We start from the raw sequence: 22729 nt of genomic DNA on the forward strand, positions 1-22729 counted from the left end.
CCTATTGTTGGCCTACTGAGCTGACAATCTTAATCTGTCTTTCGTCTGGTACCTCTTGGTAAGACATCACCCTTAAACCTGGGATGGTGTACTTAACGAAGCGAGATAACACAGTACGTAACATTCCTGACGTTAACAGTATCGAAGGTTCACCGGCCATTTCTTGGTTTTGATGCGCTTCGTTCAATGATTGTTGAAGTCGCTCTGCAAGGCCTGGCTCAATTCCGGCACCTTCGTCACCTGCATTCTGAAGTGACTGATGCAACATCTGTTCCAACTCAGGCGCCAAGGTTATGACAGGGATTTCTGAAGACATACCAACGGCGTCTTGAACAATTAGTCTGCGCAGTGAAATTCGCACTGCAGCCGTTAGTACATCAGGGTCTTGGCTACGTGGGCCATATTCAACAAGGGTCTGTACAATTGAGCGCATATCGCGAATTGCCACCCCTTCGTTTAGTAAATTTTGTAGCACTTTTACGATTGTTGTGAGTGGTAATACGTCAGGAACCAGTCCTTCAACCAAACGAGGATGACTCTTCGCTAACATATCTAATAAGTTTTGCACTTCTTCATGGCCAAGTAGTAACGCTGCACTGTTAGTAAGTAACTGACTAATATGAGTCGCAACAACAGTTGCTGAGTCGACTACGGTGTAGCCTAATGATTGCGCTTCATCTTTTTGATCTGGTTTGATCCATACCGCATCTAAACCAAATGCAGGGTCTTTAGTAGCCACGCCTTTGATTGGGCCAAATACTTGACCAGGATTGATCGCGAGCTCATCGCCATGCTTAAGCTCGCCCTCGCCGCTTGAAACACCCATCATCGTGATTCTGTAAGCGTTAGGGTCAAGTTCTAAGTTATCGCGAATGTGCACAGGAGGCACCAAGAAGCCAAGCTCCTGAGACAGCTTTTTACGCACACCTTTGATACGATTTAACAGTTCACCACCTTGAGATTGGTCAACAAGTGGAATTAAGCGATAACCTACTTCTAAACCAATCACATCAACTTGCTGTACATCATCCCAGCCAAGTTCTTTTTGTTCTTGTTTGTTAGCAACACCCGTACCCGGTGCACCGCCATTAGCTTCTTGCTCTGCTTTCTCAGCTGCAGCTTTAAGTTTTTGCTGTTGCGTGTAATACGCTAAATAACCTAACAATGCACCTAAGCTTAAAAATGCAATATGTGGCATGCCCGGTACTAAGCCCATAATGATTAGGATACCAGAGGCAATGAATAACGATTTTTCATTACCCAATTGCGTTTTAAACTGATCGCCCATGTTGTGCGATTCATTTTGACGGGTTACAACAATCGCGGTGCCGATTGATAATAATAGCGAAGGTAATTGCGCAACAAGACCATCACCAATGGTTAGAAGAGTGTAAACTTCCATTGCTCGACCAAAAGTAAGATCATGCTGGATCATACCAACAAATAAACCACCAACAATGTTAATAACCAAGATGACAATACCAGCAATCGCATCACCTTTTACGAATTTACTCGCACCATCCATCGAGCCATAGAAATCGGCTTCGCGAGTTACTTCTTCACGGCGTTCACGGGCTTGTTCAGCACTAATGAAACCAGCGTTTAAGTCAGCATCAATTGCCATTTGTTTACCTGGCATTGCGTCAAGGGTGAAACGAGCTGACACTTCAGAAATACGGCCAGCACCTTTAGTGATAACCACAAAGTTAATGATGATAAGAATAAGGAAGACGACTAAACCAACCGCATAGTTACCACCGATAACCACCGAGCCAAAGGCCTCGATTACTTTACCCGCAGCGTCCCCACCATTATGACCTTCAAGCAATACCACACGGGTACTGGCTACATTCAGTGCTAAGCGCATGATGGTTGCAATCAGAAGTACCGCTGGGAACATACCAAACTCAAGCGGTTTCATGGTGTACACAGTAACAAGTAACACCACTAGAGCTAACGCGATATTAAACGAAAAAAGAATATCTAAAAGAAATGGAGGCAGGGGTAAAATAACCATACCCAAGGCTGCAAGTACCAGCAGTGGCGTACCGACACCCTTAGCATATTCTTTTTTATCTCTGTTAAGTTGTTGTAATACCGCTTTAAATTCCATAATTCAACAATTTCAAAAAATTGACACTACACGGAATTTGCAATAACTATTCCAAGTTATATGGCTAGGAATTAATATTTGTAACCATCTGGAATCGGTAACTTTTTGTCGAGTGGAACAGGCCGTTTACCACGCCCTTTTTGGAAGCGTTTTAACTGGAATACATAAGCGAGAACCTGAGCAACTGCAGTGAACAGCTGATCCGGAATTTGCTGGCCCACATCGGTGGTGTGATAAAGCGCACGAGTAAGCATTGGAGACTCAACAATAGGCACATCGTTTCCTTTACCAACCTTACGAATTTGCATAGCAAGTTCATCAACCCCTTTAGCAAGCACAATAGGCGCTCCGGCTTTGGCTGTATCATATTTTAGCGCCACAGAGTAATGAGTCGGGTTGGTAACAATAACATCGGCATCGGGGACATCTTGCATCATGCGCCTTTGCGACATTTCACGCTGTGTACGGCGAATACGCGCTTTAATTTGTGGGTCACCCTCTGAGTTTTTGTATTCGTCTTTTACTTCTTGTAGGGTCATTTTCAGCTCTTTATGATGCTTGTGGCTTTGATATGGAGCATCAATCGCTGCGATGATTATCAATGTGCAGGTCAATCCTAAAAACATCCAAGAGAGGATCTCAAGCGCATGAATAAAATTACTGGGTGCGCTTTCTTGGCTCAAATGAAGTATTTCATCAAAAAAGGTATTAATTAAAAACACCGCAAAGCCTGCAACCACTGCAAACTTCAAAATGGATTTAACAAGCTCTACGCCAGCTTGAGGGCCAAGCATACGTTTAATACCTTTCGCAGGCGACATTTTACTCGCTTTTGGTGCTGCGGCTTCCCAGCTAAAATTAAATCCGCCTAGCAAGGTATTTCCTATAAAACCAGCAATGACAATGATAAAAACGAACATCGCCATAGGGAAAATCAACGCATCAGCAACAATTCCCCACACAGAGAACATTTTAGTTGTGTCGTAGGTTTCATTGCGATTCAGGCTCAATAATCGGCCCATAATGTTGTACAAACCTTTGCCGATTTCAGGACCATAAATTAGTAACGAAATTGCTGAGAAAATAAGTACAAACATAGTGCCGAGCTCTTTTGAGCGCGCTACTTGGCCTTTTTTCTTGGCATCTTCTATTTTTTTCCCGGTGGGTTCTTCGGTTTTTTCTTGACCTGAATCTTCAGCCATGGCTCGCTCCTAAGGTGTACAACCAACAAGGCTGCACATTAACTCAACCATTTTTAACCACTGAAACTCAAACTGAGTCATAAAGTTACCAAGCGTTGCCCAAATAATCACAAGCCCAGCAACAAGAGTAAACGGGAAACCTATAGAAAAGATATTAAGTTGCGGTGCTGCACGGGTCATTACACCAAACGACATGTTAATAACCAGCATAGCTGTTAGTGGTGCCAAGGCAAGTACTAAGGCTGTGGTAAACATCCAACCGCCCCAAGTAACGATATCCCAGTAATGATCCACTGCCCACCAATTACCATCGATTGGCAATACCTCAAAGCTATGAATAACCATTTGAATCATCATCAAATGACCGTTAAACACAAAGAACAGCAAAGTAGCCAAAATGAGATAAAACTGGCCCACTGCTGGAACATTCATACCGTTTGACGGGTCAACGACCGACGCAAAACCAAGACCGGTTTGCATTGCTAGTATTTGTCCGGCAAGAACAAAGGTATTGAGCAGTAAGACTGAAGCAAAGCCAATCGCAACACCAATCAGCATTTGCTGTATCACGACTAATATCATTTCAAATGAGAAAAGATTATTAAAGCTTGCCTGCGGCAACATAGGTACAGCAACAAACGTTACTACAATAGCTAAACCTAGTTTAATTCGTGTGGGAACGTTTTTCGCGCCAAGACCAGCCATAATCATGATCATTGAGCTTATGCGGACCAACGGCAGTAGAAAATCACTGAGCCATTGAATTATGACTGCAAATGGAAACTCCATTTAGCCTGCAATCTCCGGTATCGACATCACTAAACGCGTAAAGTAATCCATAAGCTCTTGAGTAAACCAATGGCCCCCGATAATAAGTGCACTTATGGTAATTAACAAACGCGGTAAGAAGCTTAAGGTTTGCTCATTGATTGATGTTGCCGCTTGGAAAACTGCCACTACAAGACCAACTAATAAGCCTGGCACCACGATTGCTGACACTAACTTTATGACTAAAAACAGCGCGTCACTGAGTATATCGACAAAAATTTCTGGTTCCATTTTGTCTCTCCTACCTAATTATGTGCTTGTAATTGCATGGCTACACCCCAAGCCCAAAGCTCTTCGCCAATGTGCCCATCACAAGGCTCCAACCATCTACTAGCACAAACAGCATAATCTTAAAGGGTAAGGACACAATCATAGGTGAGAGCATCATCATACCCATGGCCATTAATACCGAGGCGACAACTAAATCAACTATCAAAAACGGGATGAAGAACATAAAACCAATGATAAAGGCCGTTTGCAATTCGCTGGTAACAAACGCAGGAATTAAAACAATTAGCGGGGTATCTTCTGGTGAATCTAATTTATCGTAGCCGGCAATTTTTGCGAAGGTTTCTAAATCTTTTATGCGAACTTGCGAGAGCATAAAAGCTTTCATTGGCTCTTTTGCAAGCTCCAATGCTTGTGTAGAAGTAACCTGTTCATTTAAATAAGGCTCAATTGCACGTTCGTTTACCTGCTGATAGATAGGAGCCATTATAAAAATACTTAAGAACAGTGACATACCAAGCAATATCTGATTCGATGGAGTTTGTTGTAAACCAATAGCCTGACGCAAAATAGCAAGTACAACTATGATACGTGTAAATGAGGTCATCATGATGACTGCGGCAGGAATGAAGCTCAGCGCAGTCATAATCGCTAACACTTGCAGCGTTACCGAGTAATCTTGCGAGCCATCAGGGTTAGTGGTGATAGTGAGCGCTTCGACACCTTCTGCATTGACGGAAGGTAAAAACAACACACTTGCTAAAATAACGAGCCACTTGATCATAGCGTTAATTCTTTTTATTAGAAGGTGATTGTGGGTTTAATAGTTTGCCAAATCGTTTTGCTAGTTCTGGCAATTCTTTTTCTTTTAAGGGTGTTTCAAGCTTATGTAAGTAATTAATACTGTGAGGTGTCACACCAATTAAGTGTTGAGCGTTATCTATTTCAATTACCATTAATCGCTCACGTGAGCCTAACGGTAAACTTCGGACAACTTTAAACTCATCACTGTTAGCGAGATTCGGATTAAGCTTTTTTACAAAAAAGGCTAATCCAATAATAACAACCAACACCAAAAGCAAAGACATCACCATAGACAGAAGATCTGCCGTCGGTGATGCCGTTGGAAACACAGTGCTCGACGCACTCGATAAAGCGATAAGTGCGTTCATCGTAACTTTTTAATACGCTCTACTTGGCTAATCACATCCGTTAAGCGAATACCAAACTTGTCGTTTACAACGACCACTTCACCATGCGCAATTAGCGTACCATTAACCAACACATCAAGCGGTTCACCTGCAACCCGATCAAGTTCAACCACAGAACCTTGGTTTAATTGCAATAAGTTACGAATATTGATTTTTGAACGACCGACCTCCATCGAAATAGTCACCGGAATGTCTAAGATGGTATCAAGCTTTCGTTTTTCGTCACTTGAGAGCTCATGCCTTTCATCTTTTAATTCATCAAGCTCTGCCACAGAAGCATCACTTGTGGCATTTTCGGCTTCCTCAGCTTCGGCTAAGGCCGCAGCCCATTCGTCCATTGTATCTTGATCATCACTCATTATATTTAACCTTATAAATCGACTACCAGTCTAAATCGACACCATCAGAAAGGTGTAGATCTTCTTCTAGTTCTGCTAATTCTGCATCTGAATCCAGTTTTTTGCCACCTTTTGTGAACACATGAAGCTCAGACTTAACTGATTCAGGGCGTTTAATTTTTTCGCTAATTTGTAGAGCAACATTATCTCTAGAGCGGCCCATTTTTGCTCTAAATGTCGGTAACTCTTCAACAAACACAGTGATATGCTCTGGCATTTCAACCGGAATAATATCACCCGCTTTAAGCTCCATAATCTGCTGTAGCGTTAAATCTATTTCGAGAAGCTGTGTTGATAAGTCAACCTCAACATCCATAATTTCGTCGCGCAGTGCTTTACTCCAGCGTAAATCAGTATCTTCTGTATCTGATTGCACACCGGCATCAAGTAATTCACGGATAGGTTCAAGCATTGAGTAAGGCAAGGCGATGTGAAAATCACCACCACCGCCATCAAGTTCAATGTGAAATGAACTGATAACAACCACTTCTGTTGGGCTAACGATATTGGCCATGGCTGGGTTTACTTCTGAGTCTAAATACTCAAACGACACATCCATTACCGGCGCCCATGCTTCTTTATAATCTTCGAAGATAATTTTAAGCAGCATTTGCACGATACGGCGTTCTGTTGGGGTAAATTCGCGGCCTTCAATTTTAGCATGGTAACGACCATCACCCCCAAAGAAGTTATCCACCAAAATAAACACCAAGCGTGCTTCCATGGTGATAAGCCCTGTGCCTTTTAACGGACGAAAACGCACCATATTCAAGCTTGTAGGAACAAATAAGGTATGAATATATTCACCGAATTTGATCATTTGTACGCCGTTAATCGAGACTTCAGCGGTGCGGCGCATCATATTGAATAAGCTAATGCGCATGTGACGCGCAAAACGTTCATTCACGATTTCCAGCGTCGGCATTCGACCACGTACGATACGATCTTGTGAAGAAAAATCATATTGCAGTGTATTACTGTCTAAGTCATCACCTTCGTGAATATCTTCCTCATCGACTTCATCAACACCATGTAAGAGCGCATCAATTTCGTCTTGAGATAATAAATCGCTCACGCTGACCCCTTATTGCATCACAAAGCCGGTAAACAGTACCCGCTCGATCACTTTGCTGCCTTCCACATCATTTAAAGCAGATTGCACTTTTTCAAGTGCTGCAACACGAACAGACTCTTTACCTTCACTGGTACCTAGCTCATCCGCTGTCGTTGTTGACAGTACGCTTAATAAGGTACTTTCAATGAGTGGAATATGCTTTTTAGCCGTTTCTTCATTTACTTCGCCACGTACTAAAAGCTGCACTTTAATTTGCACAATACGGTCACGACTAGCGCCCGGTACATTGAAAACAAAAGGACGAGGCATAGCAACATACAAAGCAGAGCCAATTTCAGCAGAACTTGAAGGTGCCGCGGCTTCTGCTGCCGTTGTTTCGTCGGCAAGACTTTCTACTGGTTCTTCACCACCCATAAATAAAAAGTAGCCTGCTGCAGCAGCCACTATCACAACGACCGCAGCAATGATAATTATGAGCTTCTTTTTACCTTTACCTGTATCTTCTATTTCTAAATTTGCTTCTTCGGCCATTGTCACTTCCTTAAGCGTTACAACAGTTAGGAAATATACTCATTGTAACTATTTTATTTCTTATAATAGCAGGACTTATGCATAGTAATCTATTGATGATGAAGATTGTTGTCGAGAAGTTTCTGCACTTTGTGCTGTTACCTCTTGTTGCTGCTCTTCATTGTGCTGATTACCAGCTAACTGGCCTTGACCAGGCTCTCCATCCTGCTGCTGCTCAGGGCTACCTTGCTGAATACTACTTTCACCTAGCTCTATTCCCTGCTGAGCAAGCATTTCGCGTAGTCGCGGCATAGATTGTTCAAGCGCTTCTTTAGCTTGCTGGTTTTGTACTACAAAGTTTATTTGTGCCTGCTCTGCGTCACTGCGGATACGTATTTGCATACTGCCCATTTCAGGCGGATCAAGACGGATTTCAGCTTCTTTATTATTAATATTTAACAAAGCACTGACTCGTTCCTGAAGCATTTTCGCGGCATCACTTTTAATGATATTAATCGCTTGCATAACCCCAGGATCTACACTCACCGACTTGCTCTGTGCTTGCTGAGTTGTTTGCGTCTGCATAATATGCGCATCTATTGCATTTTCATGATGATGCTGAGCAATATCATGTGCTGTTGGCTGAATCGACGTCGCCACAGGCGACGTTAACTGATTTAATAACTGAGTAACTCGCGGGGTACTAACCTCCTGCGAACGTTCAGCATTAAGCTTAATATCTTGCTCAGCTGATGACTCTTCAGAATTATTTACGTTACCTACCGCAGGGGCTAACTTTTCAGCTCGCGTAGGTGTTGTATTACTATTCTCTACCGCGCTTGCATTGGCTGAAGTAACCGGCGTAGTTAGATTTGTTTTCTCGGTAGTGTTAACAGCCTCTGAAAGCCAAGCCTTAGCTGCTGTTAGTTTTTCAAATTGGCTAGTACCAGCTGTGACTGTTTGTAGTTGTGCATTAACCTTGTTCAACAGCGCTTGTTGCTCATCTTTTGTCAATGCAGCCAGTTGCTTTTCAACACCTACAGGCAATTTAAAGTCACTTGTTTTTTGCTCAGATAACTTAACATCTTGCTGTATTTGCGACTCATCAGCCGTTAATTGTGAGGCTTGATTTTGCGTGACTTGCAACGGTGTAGTTTTGTTCATCAATTCTGTAAGCAAGTTTTTAATAGTTTCAGCGTCTTTTGAGTCTAACTTGTGATCTGTCTTTAACTGATTAATTTGTTGTTCAAGCTGTTGTTGCTGCTCGTGGGTAAGTGATAAACCTTTTGCAAATTCACTGACAGCTTTACCATCACCGCTTTGCACCTTAGCAAACAAACTGATAATTGATTTATCTGTTACAGAATTTTCTATCCCTTGGTTAACTTTAGGTGAATCAAGGTTTTGCTCAGTAGAGGAAGCAGTTTTGGCATTAGTGACTTCTGCAACCACTGAGCTTGCGACACTAGCTTGGTTATTTTGAGCGGCGAGCTGTGCTGATGTTGGTTTTTGAGCATCAGCCTCTCCCGTAGCCTTTAACAGACTATTAAGGCTATTTTTTTCCGAGAGGTTTGCTTTTGTCTCTTTAGCTGATTCTGACTGTTGCGGCACTGTATTTGGCGTATCAGCTGCAGAAACAGTCAGTTTTTTATCGATTAATGGGCTATCAGTATCAGACGTTTTTGCATCTTTCTGCGGTATTTCAGTACCAGCTTTTAACTGATTATCGACAGCTGTCGCAACTTTTGATTTATGTAATACGCTCGCAGCAGTATTGTTGATATCAGAATTGCCAGCAGACTTATCAGCATCAGACATAGAGTTCATTGGTGATGGAATTATTGGAGTAACAGAATCACCAGAGACTGGCTTTTTAGCAGTTACATCATCGCCTAACTCATTATCTTCAATAAGTTTATTAACCCGTGTACTCATCGCTTGGGCTGCATTAATTTGCGAAAGTAATGAGTTTTCTTCATTTAGGCTTGAGTCTGTTTGTGACTCATCTTGCTCTTTTGTTACAGTCTCATTCGTATTCTTTTTGCTATCGCTTTCATCTGCTGTGGCTGATTCGTGGTCATTGTCTGTATCGACAGTCAGCTCTTCAGACTCTTGCTCACTTTTTTCAAGACGAGAATACTCGTTGTCATTTTTAGATTGAGAGGTTGTTTGGGCATTTGCCGCTTCACTTGCTTCTGTTAATGACGTTAAAAAGCGTAACCCTGAAGCTGTATCGTAAGACTCCGTCTCTTTGCTAGAAAAACCAGTACCTTGCTCAGTTTTAACCTGCAAATTGATATCACTGATCGCCATAATTCACCTAAAAAGAAAGAGGCAATTTGCCGCCGCAAGTGCCAAAATTAATGCTTCTGATTAAGTAAATGCAATTAACATGCCTAAAAAGGTTAGGATTTTAGAGAAGTGCGTTTTTAAGCTGACGTTGATAAAACTGATTTGAAGCAAATTCGTCCAACATTTTTTGCTCCGCTTTTGCCACTAGCATCGCTTGCTTTTCAGCTTGTTTCTCAATTAACTTTGCCACCGCTTTTGCTTTCACTTGCTGTTTTAACCACAAGGCTTTGCGCTGCGTAACAACTTGCTTTGCAGTATTAACAGTGCTTGCTTGCTGGCGAATCGCTTCTTCTATTTTGGCAATAAAGGCATGGTATTGGCTAAACCCAGCGCTAGACAAACCTGAGCGCCCTTTCAAATGTAACTGCTGAGAATACTCCATGCGAAAGTTATTTAGCCCTTGCAGTTTTTGTTGATTACTTTGTAAGTGCTGCTGCGCTTTTAAGTAATCCATACGTAACGATTCTTCTTTATCGCTCTCAAGTTTTAACAATAAATCAAGTTTACTTTTAGCCATTAGCCTTGTCCTAATAACTGCGCAAGACCTTGCAGACCATCATCATAACTAATAACGTCTTTCATGCCTTGCTGAAGGAATTGATTGACTCGCGGCATCATATTGATTGCTTGGTCGAGCATAGGGTCGGTGCCTTTTTGATAGGCCCCTAACGTGATCATGTCTTTGTTCTGTTGATACATTGAATACACTTGCTTAAGCACTCGCGCTTGCTGCATATGCGCTTCTGAAACAACCTGTGGCATAACACGTGAAATTGATTTTTCGATATCAATAGCCGGGTAATGACCACTGTCGGCTAAATCCCGAGATAAAACAATGTGACCATCTAAAATAGCACGGGCAGAGTCTGCAATTGGGTCTTGCATATCATCGCCCTCACTGAGCACGGTGAAAAATGCCGTAATCGCACCTTGCCCTTCACCACCATTACCAGCACGCTCCACCAGCGCAGGCAGTTTAGCAAATACTGAAGGCGGGTAACCTTTGGTTGCAGGCGGCTCGCCAACCGCTAAAGCGATTTCACGTTGTGCCATGGCATAACGGGTAACAGAGTCCAGTAACAACAATACGTTAAGACCTTGATCACGAAAATATTCAGCAATGGTTACTGCACTTTCGCAACCTTTTAAACGCATTAATGGTGAAGCATCGGCCGGAGCAGCTACTACAACTGAACGTTTACGACCTTCAACACCTAAAATCTCTTCAATAAATTCTTTTACCTCGCGGCCACGTTCACCCACCAAACCGACCACAATCACATCAGCCTCAGAGCCACGTGTCATCATCCCAAGTAGCACTGACTTACCAACACCAGAGCCTGCAAATAGCCCCATACGCTGGCCTTGACCTACGGTAATAACAGAGTTGATAGCCCGTACACCTACATCCATAGGCTGGCTAATTGGACGTCTTGCAAGGGGGTTTATGGAATTTTGAGCAAATTTAAGATGGTGCTCAGCATTAATCGCCCCTAAACCATCGAGTGGACGACCAAGACCATCAACGACACGCCCAAGCAAACTCATACCCACAGGTAAACCAGTTTCATTCATCTGTGGGATCACTCGTGCCCCAGGCAACACACCAGAAATATGGTCATTGGGCATTAAATACAAAGTTTGGTCGTTAAAGCCAACCACTTCTGCATCAACAAAGCCATTTATCGTCTCAATTTTACATTGACTACCAACCGGCGCTCTGAGCCCTTTCGCTTCGAGTGTTAAACCAACAACACGCGTCAAAATACCAGCAACAGCTGGTTTTGGGGATTTGATATGTTTTTCGTAGCGTTTTAAACGATCGCTAAGGGTCATTGCGTGAGTACTCATAAAGAGCCTAATAAATGTTATATACCACTGCTATGCAAAAAGTTTTCCAACGTTTCTTTGACGCGAGTTTTAACTGTCATATCCAAAGACGACTGCGGGGTTTTAATTTCACAACCACCACGTTCTAAGGTCGGCTCTGCAACTAACTGCCAGTGATTATCTGCAATAGTTTGTTCGCCATAACTTTGTGTAATTAATGCTATGTCATCAGGATGTAAGTGAATACGTACTTTCGCTTGTTCTTCGCCTAATGCGTCAATGGCCTGCTTTAATGCATGCAAGATGACTTCTGGTGAAGTTTTAATTTCTTGGTAAACTAATACCTCAGTTAGCATGACCGCTAACTGCACCAACTGCTTCTCTGCACTTTCATCAACTTTTGCTAATGGTTGAGATAAGCTATCAAGCAAACTTCTCAGTGTAGTTAACTGCTCTTCTAAAATTGGCTTTATTTCTTCTTGGCCTTGCTCTTTGCCTAGTTCAACGCCTTCTTTGAAGCCTGCTTCTTTGCCTTCATGAGCCCCTTTTTCAAAGCCATCAATATAACCTTGCTCATGACCTTGCTTAAGCCCTTCCTCGTAAGCATCTTGGCGAATTTTTTCAAGCTCTGCCATGGTCAGAGCAGGAATTTCCGGCTCTTCGGGCTGTTCTTCTACCGCTTGTTTTTGACGCTCCTTGCGGTACATGTCAGCTAAAGGCGTACCATAGGCAGTTGAACGTCCAGCCAACTTTCTGGTGTCTTGTGCAACATCAGGAATTGGCCAGTTTTCAAGAAGTTCATCCACTGCTTCACTAGGGTGAATTGGCCGACCTTTATGTAAAGAAGGTTTAGACATGGTTTATAGGAACTCCTCACCACCGCCGCCGCCAAGCATTATTTCGCCTGAGTCAGCTAAACGACGTGCTGTCGACAAGATTTCTTTTTGTGCGGCTTCAACTTCACTGATACGCACAGGTCCCATCGCCTCAAGGTCATCAGCTAATAGCTCAGCAGCACGTTTCGACATGTTACTTAAAATCTTCTCTTTCAGTGCTTCATCTGTTCCTTTAATTGCTTTCATAAGTACATCTTGTTGTACTTCACGAAGAATTGCTTGAATGCCTCGGTCTTCAACATCCATTAAGTTTTCAAATACAAACATGAGATCTTGGATTTGCTGCGACATTTCTTCGTCATGCTCACGGATCGAATCCATCAACTGACCTTCAATATTGGTATCTAGGTAGTTCATGATATCTGCCGCTGCTTTCAAGCCGCCCATTTTCGCAGCTTGCGCACCTGCTTGACCTGCGAACTGTTTCTCCATGATTTCGTTTAGCTCTTGGAGTGCTGCTGGTTGAACTTCTTCAAGGTTAGCAATACGCATGGTTAAATCTAAGCGCACTTTTTCAGGAAATTGCGACAAGATTTCAGCTGATTGCTCAGGCTCTAAATACGATAAAACAATAGTTTGAATCTGCGGGTGCTCATTACGAATAATATTCGCTACTTGTTTTGAGTCCATCCACTTCAGTGAATCAAGGCCTTTGGCGCCAGAACCCATAACAATTTGGTCAATAAGGCTGGCAGCCTTATCTTCACCAAGTGCCGCTGTAAGCGCTTTTTTGATAAAGTCTTCAGATTGGAAACCTATGGTGCTGAAGCTTTGAATTTGCTCAATAAACAAGTTGTGAACAGCGCTAATTTTCGCTTGTGATAAATCATCCAGCGCCGCCATCGCCATACCTACTTTTTGTACTTGCTTAGGCTCTAAATGTTTTAGAATTTGCGCAGCATCTTCTTCCGATAAACTCAGCAATAAAATAGCTGCTTTATCGACACCGTCTAATTTATCAACATCAAACGCCGGTGGTAGTTGTTTTTGTTCTTGATCAGTCATCTTCAGTTAACCACGCTTTCACCACTTGAGAAGACAGTTCTGGTTCATTAGCAACCAATGCACGAACTGCTTTGAGTAAATCTTCATCGCCATGTAAATCTGGCAGCTGTAGTGTACCATCACTTGAGAATCCTACAGCAGCAGAGTCAAAGTCTTTATTTAGCATATCTAGCGTGCTATCACCAATATCTACACCCGCACTTAACGCATCTTCATCATACTCTTCAAGTGTATCGTCTGGGTAGATTAAGCGTTTCAGCATTGGTTTAACAACAGCCAAGATAAGTACGATAATAACCAAGGCACCTAACGCTAAGCGAAGCATTTTCATGAACCAGTCTTGTTCCCACAGCGGCACTTCAATCGCCATTTCTGTGTTTTCACGAACAAACGGAACTGTGACCACTTCAAGTGCATCACCACGTTGCATATCAAAGCCTACACCACCTTGTAGTAAACGACGAATATTTGACAATGCTTCGACAGAACGAGGCACCATAGTCGTTTCACCGTTTTCACCAACTTCTGGTACGTAATCAACAGCGACTGATACGCTAATACGACGAATAACACCTGTTTGCTGACGCTTATGAGAAATCGTGGTATCTAACTCGTAGTTGCGTGTTGCTTCTTTGTGAGAACGGCTAGGGTTAGTCGCTGAGCCTGCACTGCCTTGACCAGCAATTTCAGGAATATTTGAGTTTGCAGGTGGCTGATTTGTAAGCGCACCAGGAATACCTACAGCAAGACCGCCGATGTTATTTTCTTCGAAAGTCGTTTCGCTGCGCACAGCGGGTAAGTCTGGGTTATAGCGTTTTTGAGTTTCTTCTACTGCACTAAAGTCCATATTTAAATCAACTTGTGCAGTGTAGTTACCTAAACCAACCACTGGAATGAGAATACTGTCGATTTTATTTAAGTACTCTTCTTCACGCTTGCGCTCTATTTCATACTCTTTACGAGAACGTGCAGCGAGTGAGTTTTGTGAGCCTGAGTTTAGTAAGCGACCATTTTGATCGGTAACAGTAACACGCTCTGGCGATAAACCTTGTACCGCTGAGGCAACAATATCAACAACTGAGTCAACTTCTTCACCATCAAGCGTACGGCCGCGTTTAAGTGTTAAAACCACTGTAGCTGAAGGTTGTTTTTCGCGACGAGCAAATACGTTTTCTTTTGGAATAGCTAAAAGTACTTTGGCGCGAGTAACATTTTTTAGCTCTTCGATAGTGCGAGCAAGTTGTTGCTCACGACCATGTTTTAAACGTTCACGTTCTAGGCGTTGGCTTACACCAAATCCCATATCTTGCATGATGATGTCAGTACCTGAGCTTGGCGCTTGCTCAAGGCCTTCACGAGCCATCAATAACTTAATGTTTTGGTACTCACCTTCTTCAACAGAGATGACATTACCATCGAGTTCGTAATCAATCTTTTGCGCGTCTAAAAAGTCTAGCGTTTGAATAAGCTCTTCCGTTGGCATTTTACCAAGCGGACGCATATCTGGCTGACGTGCCCAAATGATAATAAAAATTGCGATAGCCAAACAAATTGCCAAAGCAATCACTAAAGTTACCTGGCGTAAAACATCTACACCGTTTAAGGCACTTAAGTAGCCTGACTTTTGCTCTTGTTGATCATCGGTATCGTTTGAATCGATACCGCCGCCGGCTAGGGCTAGATCAGTTGATTGATTAGATTGCGCCACGATAATTCTCCACTACCTAGTTACACAGGCATGTTCATGATTTCTTTATATGCTTCAACAAGTTTATTACGAACCTGTACCGTTGCTTCGAATGCAACTGATGATTTTTGTGAAGCAATCATCACATCTGCAAGCGATACACTACGATCACCCATTTCAAGAGCGGTCACTTTTTGCTTGGCTTCTTGTTGCAAGCCATTCACTGTATCTAATGCATTGGTAAGTAGATCACCAAATTGTGCCGTTGATGTAGGCTGTGTCTGAGTTGGTAAATTTGTAATTGAGTTACTACGGCTAGCTTCAAGGGCCATAGATTGCATTTCTTGAAATAATGCGCTGTTTTGAACTTTCATAATACTCTCTGACAATACAGTTTACTTATAAACTGATAAAGCACAAACCGTGCCACAAAATAAAACCAACATTTTCAATGGCTTATACAATTCATTTTGCTTGTCAGAGTTTTGACAGCAAACAAGCCCACATGCTGTGAGCTTGTTTGACACTGTTTTGGCAGGGGGATTAGGCTGGCAGTGCAATCCCAAGATCGCGCATCTGCGCTAGCTTATATCGCAAGGTGCGAGGGCTAATACCTAAGGTCTCAGCCACCTCTTTTCGCTTACCATTACAGCGTGCGAGGGTTTCTAAAATAATACGATGCTCTTTGTCTTTAAGCTCGTCTTTGTAATTACCTTGCTCACTCACCTGTGGCACTGTATCTAAATTAACTTCAACGGGTTGCTCTTGATACACCGGTGCATTGTGCGGTGGCGTAGCAACTGACTTTATCTCTACCGTTAGTAACTCTTCAATGAAGACATCATCTTCATGAATGCTGTTACCATCACATAATATCAGCGCACGCTGAATAACATTATCAAGCTCTCGCACATTACCCGGCCAAGCATGTGTTAGCAGCTTTTGCTTAGCTGACTCGGTCAACATAGCAATGGGTTCTTTACTTTTCAGGCAATGGCGCTCAATTAAATGCTCTGCCAATACAACAATGTCGCCCGGGCGTTCTGCTAATGGTTTCCACATCAGCGGGAACACATTTAAGCGATAATATAAATCTTCTCTAAATAGATTTTCACTCACCGCTTCTTTTAAATCACGGTTACTCGTAGCTAAGACACGAACATCAAGCTCAATCGTTTTACGGCCGCCTAAGCGCTCTACTTCACGCTCTTGTAGTACACGCAGTAATTTTGCTTGCAGACCTAAATCCATCTCGGTGATCTCATCAAGTAAGATGGTACCGCCTTGTGCTTGTTCAAATTTACCAGGGCAGGCCTGAATGGCACCGGTAAACGCGCCTTTTTCGTAACCAAATAAGGTTGCTTCAAGCATATTTTCAGGAATAGCGGCACAGTTAATGGCAACAAAGGGAGCATCTGCACGATTCGATTTATCATGAATATAGCGGGCTAACACTTCTTTACCTGAACCACTTGGGCCAAGAACCATAACACTGGCATCTGAACGCGCTACTTTGCTCGCAAGTTCGAGTAACTTAATACTCGATGGATCTGCAACAATTGGCCCGTCTGTTTCTTTTTCCTTTTCAGGTAAATAACGACTGACCATATTAAGCAATACTTCTGGGGCAAATGGTTTTGCCATGTAATCAATCGCACCTAAACGCATCGCTTCAACTGCATCATCAATGGTGGCATAAGCTGTCATCATAAGTACAGGTAGTTCAGGGTAGTTGAGCTTAATACTGCGAAGTAAATCAAGGCCACTCATCGCGCCCATTTGTACATCGCTGACCACTAATGAATACGTGCCTTGTTTTAAAAGCACCATTGCTTGCTCAGCACTATCTGCTGCGATGCAATCAATTCCTGACATTTCGAGTGTATCAATCAAAGCTTCTCGTAAGCCTGCGTCGTCTTCAACGACTAAAATTGCGTTCGTATTCATTTTGCCTCCGCTGACGTAAATTCTGCACTTATTGGCAGGATCAAGCTAAAACATGCCCCCCCATGGGCATTATTAGTCACTTCAACCCGTCCTTGGTGCGCATTAGCGACTGAACTCACAACAGCAAGTCCAAGCCCTGTGCCTTGGCTTTTTGTAGTAAAGAAAGGTTCAAATAATTTCTCGGCCTGACTCATATCTACGCCAGGACCGTTGTCACTTACACTGATGCGAACACTATTATCATTTGCGGTGTCGCGCTCAGCACTAAGCGATACTTCTGCATGTTTGCCAATTATTTGAATACTGTTATGAATTAAGTTTTGAATCGCACTGGCAAGTGCGGTTTTATTACCCACAATCTCAATGTCTGGTTCTGGCAAGTTAACGGCTAAGGTACTTTGGTTTTGTGCAACCATTGCATCCGCCCCCGCTTTTACTTCATTGAGTAACTGTTGCATCGAGACACTTTCAACAACTTGCTGTTCGCCACTTTTTGCAAATAACAGCATGTCATTTACTTGGGTTTCTAAATCTTTTAAACGTGACATTAATTTAGTATGAAAATTACCACGCGAGCTTTCTGGTAAACGCTTTGAACCCAAGTTTGCGGCATAAAGCATAGCGGCTGACAACGGCGTTCTGACCTGATGAGCAAGCGAAGCAACCATTTTACCAAGCGCACTTAAGCGCTGCATATGTGCTACTCGTTTTTGTAAACGCCTAGTTTCTGTTAAATCTGTCATTAAAATTAACTGCCCTGGCTCAGGTGCAAGCGCAGTAATATCAAGCTTTATTAAACGCCCATCTTTGAGTGATACCTCATGACCATCATCTTGCTTTGGTCGAAATGAGCGCTGAATAACGCTAAACCATTTTTCACCTTCAAGCGGTTCACCCAGCATATCAATAGCAATTTGATTTGCTTTTGCAATCATGCCTCGACCATCTAAAACCACAACGCCCGCAGGCATAGTATGCACTAAATGACTTAGCCAACTAGCTTGCTGGCGAAGCTCACTCAACTCGCCAACATACTCTTCTTGCTGTAAGCATGGGTTATATTGATTAGCTGTGATAAATTGTGGTTTTAATACATGTGCCAAGGCCATAATCGATACTCAAAAAATCGTGTCTACACAGCTAAATGCACAATTCATACCATAATTATTTTTGTTTTATTTCAATAAATTAAAATCAAAATAAACACCGACAAAAAAATGACATTTGCGAGGGAACAATGCAAAAAGAACACCACTGTCGCTGCCCGTGGCTCGACACCAGCAAAGAAGATTATGTGGCCTACCACGACCAAGAATGGGGGGTGCCATTATATGATGATCACCGTTTGTTTGAGTTTATAACCTTAGAGTCAGCACAAGCCGGGCTTAGTTGGTATACCATACTTAAAAAGCGTGATGGCTATCGCAGCGCCTTTAAAAACTTTGTTGTTGAAGAGGTTGCCAAAATGACTGAGGACGACGTCGAGCGGTTAATGCAGTTTGATGGCATTATTCGTAATCGAGCCAAGATCGCCGCGACTATCAATAACGCGCAGCGTTTTATTGAAATTCAAAAAGAGTTTGGTAGTTTCTCAAACTACCAATGGCAGTTTGTAGGTGGTAAGCCTTTGGTAAACAACCTAGATAAACTAGAGGATTACCCGGCTATTACTGAAGCCTCCACAGCATTTGCCAAAGATTTAAAAAAGCGTGGTTTTAAGTTTTTAGGCCCAACGACTGTGTATGCGCATATGCAGGCCTGCGGTATGGTGAATGATCACAGTAATGATTGTTTTAGAAAAGCCGAAATAGTGAGTGAATATTAGCCGCAAATCTGCAGAAACATGCTTTATGTAGAGAGCGTTAAACCTACCGCGAGTTAATCTCGCGATAGGTTATACTTTTTCATCTTCTCAACGAGAGTTGTACGGCGAACACCTAAGATTTCTGCCGCACGCGCTACGACATAATCATAGCGCTCTAATGCTTGGCTAATTAAGCTGATTTCAAGCTCAGCAAGGTACTCTTTCAGCTCAATGCCTTCATCGGGTAATAAACCAGAATCAACTGTTGTTGCTGGCGTATCAAGCTCTTCGTCTTCGTAATCACTAAAGCCTGTGCTAAAAATATCGTTGAAAGCATCTCGTTCCATCAGCTCTTCAGGGTACTCAGGCTCATAGGCTTCGACCTCAATGTAACGATATTTAGCTGGTAGGTCTGGCACATCAACCACTTTATCAGGGAACATAATGACCATGCGCTCCACTAAGTTGGCTAGCTCACGGATATTTCCCGGCCATGCATGCTCTTTTAAGCTTTGAATTGCCCGTTCGGTGAATTTTGCTGTTGTGCCACTTTGCTCATTCACACGGCGCATTAACTCTTTTAAAAGTAGAGGAATGTCGTCAGCACGCTCACTTAGCGAAGGGTTTTCAATTGGAAACACGTTTAAGCGATAAAAAAGGTCTTCGCGGAAGTCGCCCTTTTCAATCATCTCTTCAAGATTACGATGGGTAGCAGCAATAATTCGTACATCAGCTTGAATAGGCTTTGTCCCACCTACTCGTTCATAACTGCGCTCTTGTAATACTCGTAAAAGCTTAACCTGCATTTGCAGTGGCATGTCACCAATTTCATCTAAAAACAGTGTACCGCCTTGTGCTAATTCAAAACGCCCTTTTCGCGCTGAAATTGCCCCAGTAAACGCCCCTTTTTCGTGACCAAATAACTCACTTTCAAGTAACTCACCAGGAATAGCACCGCAGTTTACTGGCACAAATGGCCCGCTATTTCGTTTAGATAGTAGGTGAACGTTTCGTGCTACCACCTCTTTACCTGTGCCAGACTCACCTAAAATAAGTACATTGGCATCGGTTTTAGCCACCTGCTCAATTAAAAAACGAACATCTTTTACAGCATCAGTTTCACCAACAAGTCCATCAAACGATTTTTGCGACTTAGACTGTTTATGAGCACCAGGCAGCATACGCTGATATTGCTGACAGTCATGCAATAACTGAGTGGTTACGTCATGATTGAAAGGCTCACATATCAAGCCTACAACATTAGCAATACTAAGAAGGGGTTTGAGGGTTTCACCTATTAACAAAAATGGAATAGCTGGAAACTGTTTGATCACAGCTTCATGATTAAGCTGCTGTAGAGCCCCCAAAATGACCATACATTCTTGTTGCTGGTGTTTTTCACAAAATGCTTGAAGATTTGTTTCATCAACTAATTGTGCTGTTTCACCAATGAAGGTGAGTGAAGCATGTAAACCTATCGCACGATTATTATTATTGTCTAAAATTAAGATCATTATTGGCGAACCACAGTTACCACGGGGTTTGTTAATGTTAAATTGTAAGCGAGTTTAGGAGGGATGCAAGCGCTAAGCGGCAATTTATTGACATCAACGCCAAAAAATAGTCACTTAACGCCCAAAAATAAGACTAAAGTATTAAAGTAAACCTAGGATAGATTCTGCTGAACGATTCGCTTGACCACGTAAAGCGATTGAAGCTTGCGACAAAATATCGTTAGCTACTTGATCAGACACTGCTTTTGCGTAATCAGTATCTTCAATGCGGCTTCGACTCGCAGCAATGTTCTCCCGTTGGTTTCCCAACCCTTTTATCGTACTTTCTAAAGTGTTTTGGAAAGCGCCAAGTTCAGCACGCTGATTATTAATCTCTTCAGCAGCTTGATCGCTGATATCAATGGCCGCTTGCGCACCTGCTTGGGTAGATATATCAATACCCGCAATCACAGAAGCAATACTGCCATCAGATGGCGTTACTGATTGCGTCGTGTTGGCATCAGGACCAACCTGAAACGACACTTGCTCACCATCAAATAAAGGTTTGCCAGCAAATGTCGCATTTTCAAATGTTTCTGAAATTTGCGTTTGCAATTGTGACACTTCTTCTTGAAGTGCTGCTCTGTCAGTATCTGTGAGCGCACCGTTACCCGCTTGGATAGACAGCTCTCTAATGCGTGATACTGCATCATTTACACCTGATAGGTTTGATTCAGTAACTTGTGAATAAGAAATACCATCGTAGGCATTGTTGATAGCTTGGCTATAACCATCTTGCTGCGATGTTAACCTATCAATAATTTGCAGTGCAGCGGCATCATCTGCTGCTGAGTTTACTTTTTTACCTGACGCTAATTGCTCAGCAAGCTTATTACCTGTTTGCTGAGTCTGATTTAAAAACCCGGTATTGGGTGATTGAATTTTCATGGCGGCCTCCGACAAACCGATTGCTTAAATTATAGCTTAATTTGCCAAAATTTGTACTTTGTACCATGGTTTAGATAAATTAACTTGGCATCTGACTTGCTAGTGTATTAGTTAATAGTTAAATTACTGAGAATTGAGTCAAAATTCTCTTTTTGCGTATCAAACGCCAATGATAAATAACTTAGGTAACGCTATGTTCGACAACAAAACGATTTTAATCACCGGTGGTACCGGTTCATTCGGTAAAAAATACGTCAAAACACTGCTCGAACGCTATAAACCTAAAAAGATCATTATTTTTTCACGGGACGAACTAAAGCAGTTTGAAATGCAACAAGAGTTTGACCAACCTTGTATGCGCTATTTCATTGGTGATGTACGTGACAAAGACAGGCTTCGCCGTGCTATGCGCGGCGTGAACTATGTGATTCACGCAGCAGCATTAAAACAAGTACCTGCCGCTGAATACAACCCAATGGAATGTATCAAAACCAATATTAATGGTGCTGAAAACGTCATTGATGCTGCCCTTGATAATAACGTAGAAAAAGTCATTGCACTGTCGACTGATAAAGCAGCGAACCCAATCAACTTATATGGCGCAACGAAGCTTGCATCAGACAAACTATTTGTTGCTGCTAATAATATTGCTGGCGGTAATCGTACAACATTTTCTGTAGTTAGATATGGTAACGTAGTGTGCTCGCGTGGCTCTGTAGTGCCTATTTTCCAAAAGTTTATCGACCAAGGCCGTGACCATATTCCGATTACTCATGAAGAAATGACCCGCTTTTGGATTAGCCTACAACAAGGTGTTGATTTTGTTCTAACTAATTTTGAGCGTATGCTGGGTGGTGAGATTTTCGTGCCGAAGATCCCTTCAATTCGTATTACTGATCTTGCCAAAGCCATGGCACCTGACTTACCAATTAAGGTTATAGGCATTCGCCCAGGTGAAAAGTTACATGAAGTCATGTGCCCGGCCGACTTATGCTTTGAAACGTACGAATACAATGATCATTTTGTTATCGCACCGGGCATTAAATTTAGTAGCCGTAGTAACGATTTTACAGTTAATGCTATTGGTGAGAAGGGTAAAAAAGTAGCGCAAGGATTTGAGTATAACTCACTTGATAACCCTGATTATATGAGCATTGAAGAGATTAAAAACTTCAATGTTCAAGCTTTACTGTAATACTTCT

The 22729-nt window shown here is 42.5% G+C and carries 22 protein-coding genes; 2 read left to right on the forward strand and 20 right to left on the reverse strand.

The window, feature by feature from the left end:
* Position 1: 1 nt before the first annotated feature.
* The 18 genes from flhA to NH454_RS01530 form a co-directional block, all read right to left on the reverse strand.
* A complete protein-coding gene (flhA, locus tag NH454_RS01445) occupies positions 2-2113 on the reverse strand; it encodes a flagellar biosynthesis protein FlhA (protein ID WP_235382071.1) in 2112 nt (703 codons plus the stop codon).
* Positions 2114-2184: 71 nt separating this feature from the next.
* Positions 2185-3315, reverse strand: coding sequence for a flagellar biosynthesis protein FlhB (gene flhB, locus NH454_RS01450; protein ID WP_135923869.1), 1131 nt, complete (start codon positions 3313-3315; stop codon positions 2185-2187).
* 9 nt (positions 3316-3324) lie between these two features.
* Positions 3325-4104 (reverse strand): flagellar biosynthetic protein FliR, encoded by a 780-nt coding sequence (gene fliR, locus NH454_RS01455; RefSeq protein WP_135923868.1) that lies wholly within the window; start codon positions 4102-4104, stop codon positions 3325-3327.
* Positions 4105-4374: a flagellar biosynthesis protein FliQ gene (fliQ, locus tag NH454_RS01460; protein WP_054553264.1), complete on the reverse strand. Its 270-nt coding sequence runs from the start codon at positions 4372-4374 to the stop codon at positions 4105-4107.
* Between the two features lie 40 nt (positions 4375-4414).
* Positions 4415-5155, reverse strand: coding sequence for a flagellar type III secretion system pore protein FliP (fliP, locus tag NH454_RS01465; protein ID WP_135923867.1), 741 nt, complete (start codon positions 5153-5155; stop codon positions 4415-4417).
* Positions 5156-5159: 4 nt separating this feature from the next.
* Positions 5160-5543, reverse strand: coding sequence for a flagellar biosynthetic protein FliO (gene fliO, locus NH454_RS01470; protein ID WP_135923866.1), 384 nt, complete (start codon positions 5541-5543; stop codon positions 5160-5162).
* Positions 5540-5941 (reverse strand): flagellar motor switch protein FliN, encoded by a 402-nt coding sequence (fliN, locus tag NH454_RS01475; protein WP_135923865.1) that lies wholly within the window; start codon positions 5939-5941, stop codon positions 5540-5542. Before fliN ends, fliO begins: the two co-directional genes overlap by 4 nt.
* Before the next feature lie 22 nt (positions 5942-5963).
* Positions 5964-7055, reverse strand: coding sequence for a flagellar motor switch protein FliM (gene fliM / locus NH454_RS01480; protein WP_135923864.1), 1092 nt, complete (start codon positions 7053-7055; stop codon positions 5964-5966).
* A 9-nt stretch (positions 7056-7064) separates the two neighbouring features.
* Positions 7065-7586 carry a flagellar basal body-associated protein FliL gene (gene fliL / locus NH454_RS01485; RefSeq protein WP_135923863.1) on the reverse strand — a complete coding sequence of 174 codons (522 nt, stop codon included), beginning with the start codon at positions 7584-7586 and terminating at the stop codon, positions 7065-7067.
* Between the two features lie 75 nt (positions 7587-7661).
* Positions 7662-9878: a flagellar hook-length control protein FliK gene (locus NH454_RS01490; protein ID WP_253038081.1), complete on the reverse strand. Its 2217-nt coding sequence runs from the start codon at positions 9876-9878 to the stop codon at positions 7662-7664.
* Between the two features lie 100 nt (positions 9879-9978).
* Positions 9979-10434: a flagellar export protein FliJ gene (gene fliJ, locus NH454_RS01495; protein ID WP_063706592.1), complete on the reverse strand. Its 456-nt coding sequence runs from the start codon at positions 10432-10434 to the stop codon at positions 9979-9981.
* Positions 10434-11768 carry a flagellar protein export ATPase FliI gene (gene fliI / locus NH454_RS01500; protein WP_235382073.1) on the reverse strand — a complete coding sequence of 445 codons (1335 nt, stop codon included), beginning with the start codon at positions 11766-11768 and terminating at the stop codon, positions 10434-10436. Before fliI ends, fliJ begins: the two co-directional genes overlap by 1 nt.
* A gap of 17 nt (positions 11769-11785) precedes the next feature.
* A complete protein-coding gene (gene fliH / locus NH454_RS01505) occupies positions 11786-12604 on the reverse strand; it encodes a flagellar assembly protein FliH (protein ID WP_135923860.1) in 819 nt (272 codons plus the stop codon).
* A gap of 3 nt (positions 12605-12607) precedes the next feature.
* Entirely contained in the window at positions 12608-13648 is a 1041-nt protein-coding gene (fliG, locus tag NH454_RS01510; RefSeq protein WP_036970138.1) for a flagellar motor switch protein FliG, read from the reverse strand.
* Positions 13641-15356 carry a flagellar basal-body MS-ring/collar protein FliF gene (gene fliF / locus NH454_RS01515; RefSeq protein ID WP_235382074.1) on the reverse strand — a complete coding sequence of 572 codons (1716 nt, stop codon included), beginning with the start codon at positions 15354-15356 and terminating at the stop codon, positions 13641-13643. The genes fliG and fliF overlap by 8 nt, the downstream gene beginning before the upstream one ends.
* A 20-nt stretch (positions 15357-15376) precedes the next feature.
* The gene (gene fliE / locus NH454_RS01520) at positions 15377-15709 is read right to left on the reverse strand and encodes a flagellar hook-basal body complex protein FliE (protein ID WP_135923858.1); all 333 of its coding nucleotides are present in this window, start codon (positions 15707-15709) and stop codon (positions 15377-15379) included.
* 169 nt (positions 15710-15878) lie between these two features.
* Positions 15879-17282 (reverse strand): sigma-54 dependent transcriptional regulator, encoded by a 1404-nt coding sequence (locus tag NH454_RS01525; protein ID WP_135923857.1) that lies wholly within the window; start codon positions 17280-17282, stop codon positions 15879-15881.
* Positions 17279-18391, reverse strand: a complete 1113-nt coding sequence (locus NH454_RS01530) for an ATP-binding protein (RefSeq protein ID WP_135923856.1) — start codon at positions 18389-18391, stop codon at positions 17279-17281. Before NH454_RS01530 ends, NH454_RS01525 begins: the two co-directional genes overlap by 4 nt.
* Before the next feature lie 128 nt (positions 18392-18519).
* Here NH454_RS01530 and NH454_RS01535 point away from each other — a divergent pair, with 128 nt between their 5' ends.
* Positions 18520-19107 (forward strand): DNA-3-methyladenine glycosylase I, encoded by a 588-nt coding sequence (locus tag NH454_RS01535; RefSeq protein ID WP_135923855.1) that lies wholly within the window; start codon positions 18520-18522, stop codon positions 19105-19107.
* A 53-nt stretch (positions 19108-19160) separates the two neighbouring features.
* Here NH454_RS01535 and NH454_RS01540 read toward each other — a convergent pair whose 3' ends face one another.
* Positions 19161-20600: a sigma-54 dependent transcriptional regulator gene (locus NH454_RS01540; protein WP_138557426.1), complete on the reverse strand. Its 1440-nt coding sequence runs from the start codon at positions 20598-20600 to the stop codon at positions 19161-19163.
* A gap of 141 nt (positions 20601-20741) precedes the next feature.
* Positions 20742-21527, reverse strand: a complete 786-nt coding sequence (locus tag NH454_RS01545; RefSeq protein WP_138557424.1) for a flagellin — start codon at positions 21525-21527, stop codon at positions 20742-20744.
* 193 nt (positions 21528-21720) lie between these two features.
* On the opposite strand from NH454_RS01545, the gene pseB reads away from it, so the two are divergent.
* A complete protein-coding gene (gene pseB / locus NH454_RS01550; RefSeq protein WP_253038082.1) occupies positions 21721-22722 on the forward strand; it encodes a UDP-N-acetylglucosamine 4,6-dehydratase (inverting) in 1002 nt (333 codons plus the stop codon).
* Positions 22723-22729 lie beyond the last annotated feature (7 nt).

Origin of the sequence: Pseudoalteromonas sp. Ps84H-4 (genome assembly GCF_024124645.1) — a bacterium.
Classification (GTDB): domain Bacteria; phylum Pseudomonadota; class Gammaproteobacteria; order Enterobacterales; family Alteromonadaceae; genus Pseudoalteromonas; species Pseudoalteromonas lipolytica_C.

What these genes read in the sequence shown, in the direction of transcription:
- flhA (WP_235382071.1), bottom strand. Translation starts at nt 2,113, where the DNA reads ATGGAATTTAAAGCGGTATTACAACAACTTAACAGAGATAAAAAAGAA.
- flhB (WP_135923869.1), bottom strand. Translation starts at nt 3,315, where the DNA reads ATGGCTGAAGATTCAGGTCAAGAAAAAACCGAAGAACCCACCGGGAAA.
- fliR (WP_135923868.1), bottom strand. Translation starts at nt 4,104, where the DNA reads ATGGAGTTTCCATTTGCAGTCATAATTCAATGGCTCAGTGATTTTCTA.
- fliQ (WP_054553264.1), bottom strand. Translation starts at nt 4,374, where the DNA reads ATGGAACCAGAAATTTTTGTCGATATACTCAGTGACGCGCTGTTTTTA.
- fliP (WP_135923867.1), bottom strand. Translation starts at nt 5,155, where the DNA reads ATGATCAAGTGGCTCGTTATTTTAGCAAGTGTGTTGTTTTTACCTTCC.
- fliO (WP_135923866.1), bottom strand. Translation starts at nt 5,543, where the DNA reads ATGAACGCACTTATCGCTTTATCGAGTGCGTCGAGCACTGTGTTTCCA.
- fliN (WP_135923865.1), bottom strand. Translation starts at nt 5,941, where the DNA reads ATGAGTGATGATCAAGATACAATGGACGAATGGGCTGCGGCCTTAGCC.
- fliL (WP_135923863.1), bottom strand. Translation starts at nt 7,586, where the DNA reads ATGGCCGAAGAAGCAAATTTAGAAATAGAAGATACAGGTAAAGGTAAA.
- NH454_RS01490 (WP_253038081.1), bottom strand. Translation starts at nt 9,878, where the DNA reads ATGGCGATCAGTGATATCAATTTGCAGGTTAAAACTGAGCAAGGTACT.
- fliJ (WP_063706592.1), bottom strand. Translation starts at nt 10,434, where the DNA reads ATGGCTAAAAGTAAACTTGATTTATTGTTAAAACTTGAGAGCGATAAA.
- fliI (WP_235382073.1), bottom strand. Translation starts at nt 11,768, where the DNA reads ATGAGTACTCACGCAATGACCCTTAGCGATCGTTTAAAACGCTACGAA.
- fliH (WP_135923860.1), bottom strand. Translation starts at nt 12,604, where the DNA reads ATGTCTAAACCTTCTTTACATAAAGGTCGGCCAATTCACCCTAGTGAA.
- fliG (WP_036970138.1), bottom strand. Translation starts at nt 13,648, where the DNA reads ATGACTGATCAAGAACAAAAACAACTACCACCGGCGTTTGATGTTGAT.
- fliE (WP_135923858.1), bottom strand. Translation starts at nt 15,709, where the DNA reads ATGAAAGTTCAAAACAGCGCATTATTTCAAGAAATGCAATCTATGGCC.
- NH454_RS01525 (WP_135923857.1), bottom strand. Translation starts at nt 17,282, where the DNA reads ATGAATACGAACGCAATTTTAGTCGTTGAAGACGACGCAGGCTTACGA.
- NH454_RS01530 (WP_135923856.1), bottom strand. Translation starts at nt 18,391, where the DNA reads ATGGCCTTGGCACATGTATTAAAACCACAATTTATCACAGCTAATCAA.
- NH454_RS01535 (WP_135923855.1), top strand. Translation starts at nt 18,520, where the DNA reads ATGCAAAAAGAACACCACTGTCGCTGCCCGTGGCTCGACACCAGCAAA.
- NH454_RS01540 (WP_138557426.1), bottom strand. Translation starts at nt 20,600, where the DNA reads ATGATCTTAATTTTAGACAATAATAATAATCGTGCGATAGGTTTACAT.
- NH454_RS01545 (WP_138557424.1), bottom strand. Translation starts at nt 21,527, where the DNA reads ATGAAAATTCAATCACCCAATACCGGGTTTTTAAATCAGACTCAGCAA.
- pseB (WP_253038082.1), top strand. Translation starts at nt 21,721, where the DNA reads ATGTTCGACAACAAAACGATTTTAATCACCGGTGGTACCGGTTCATTC.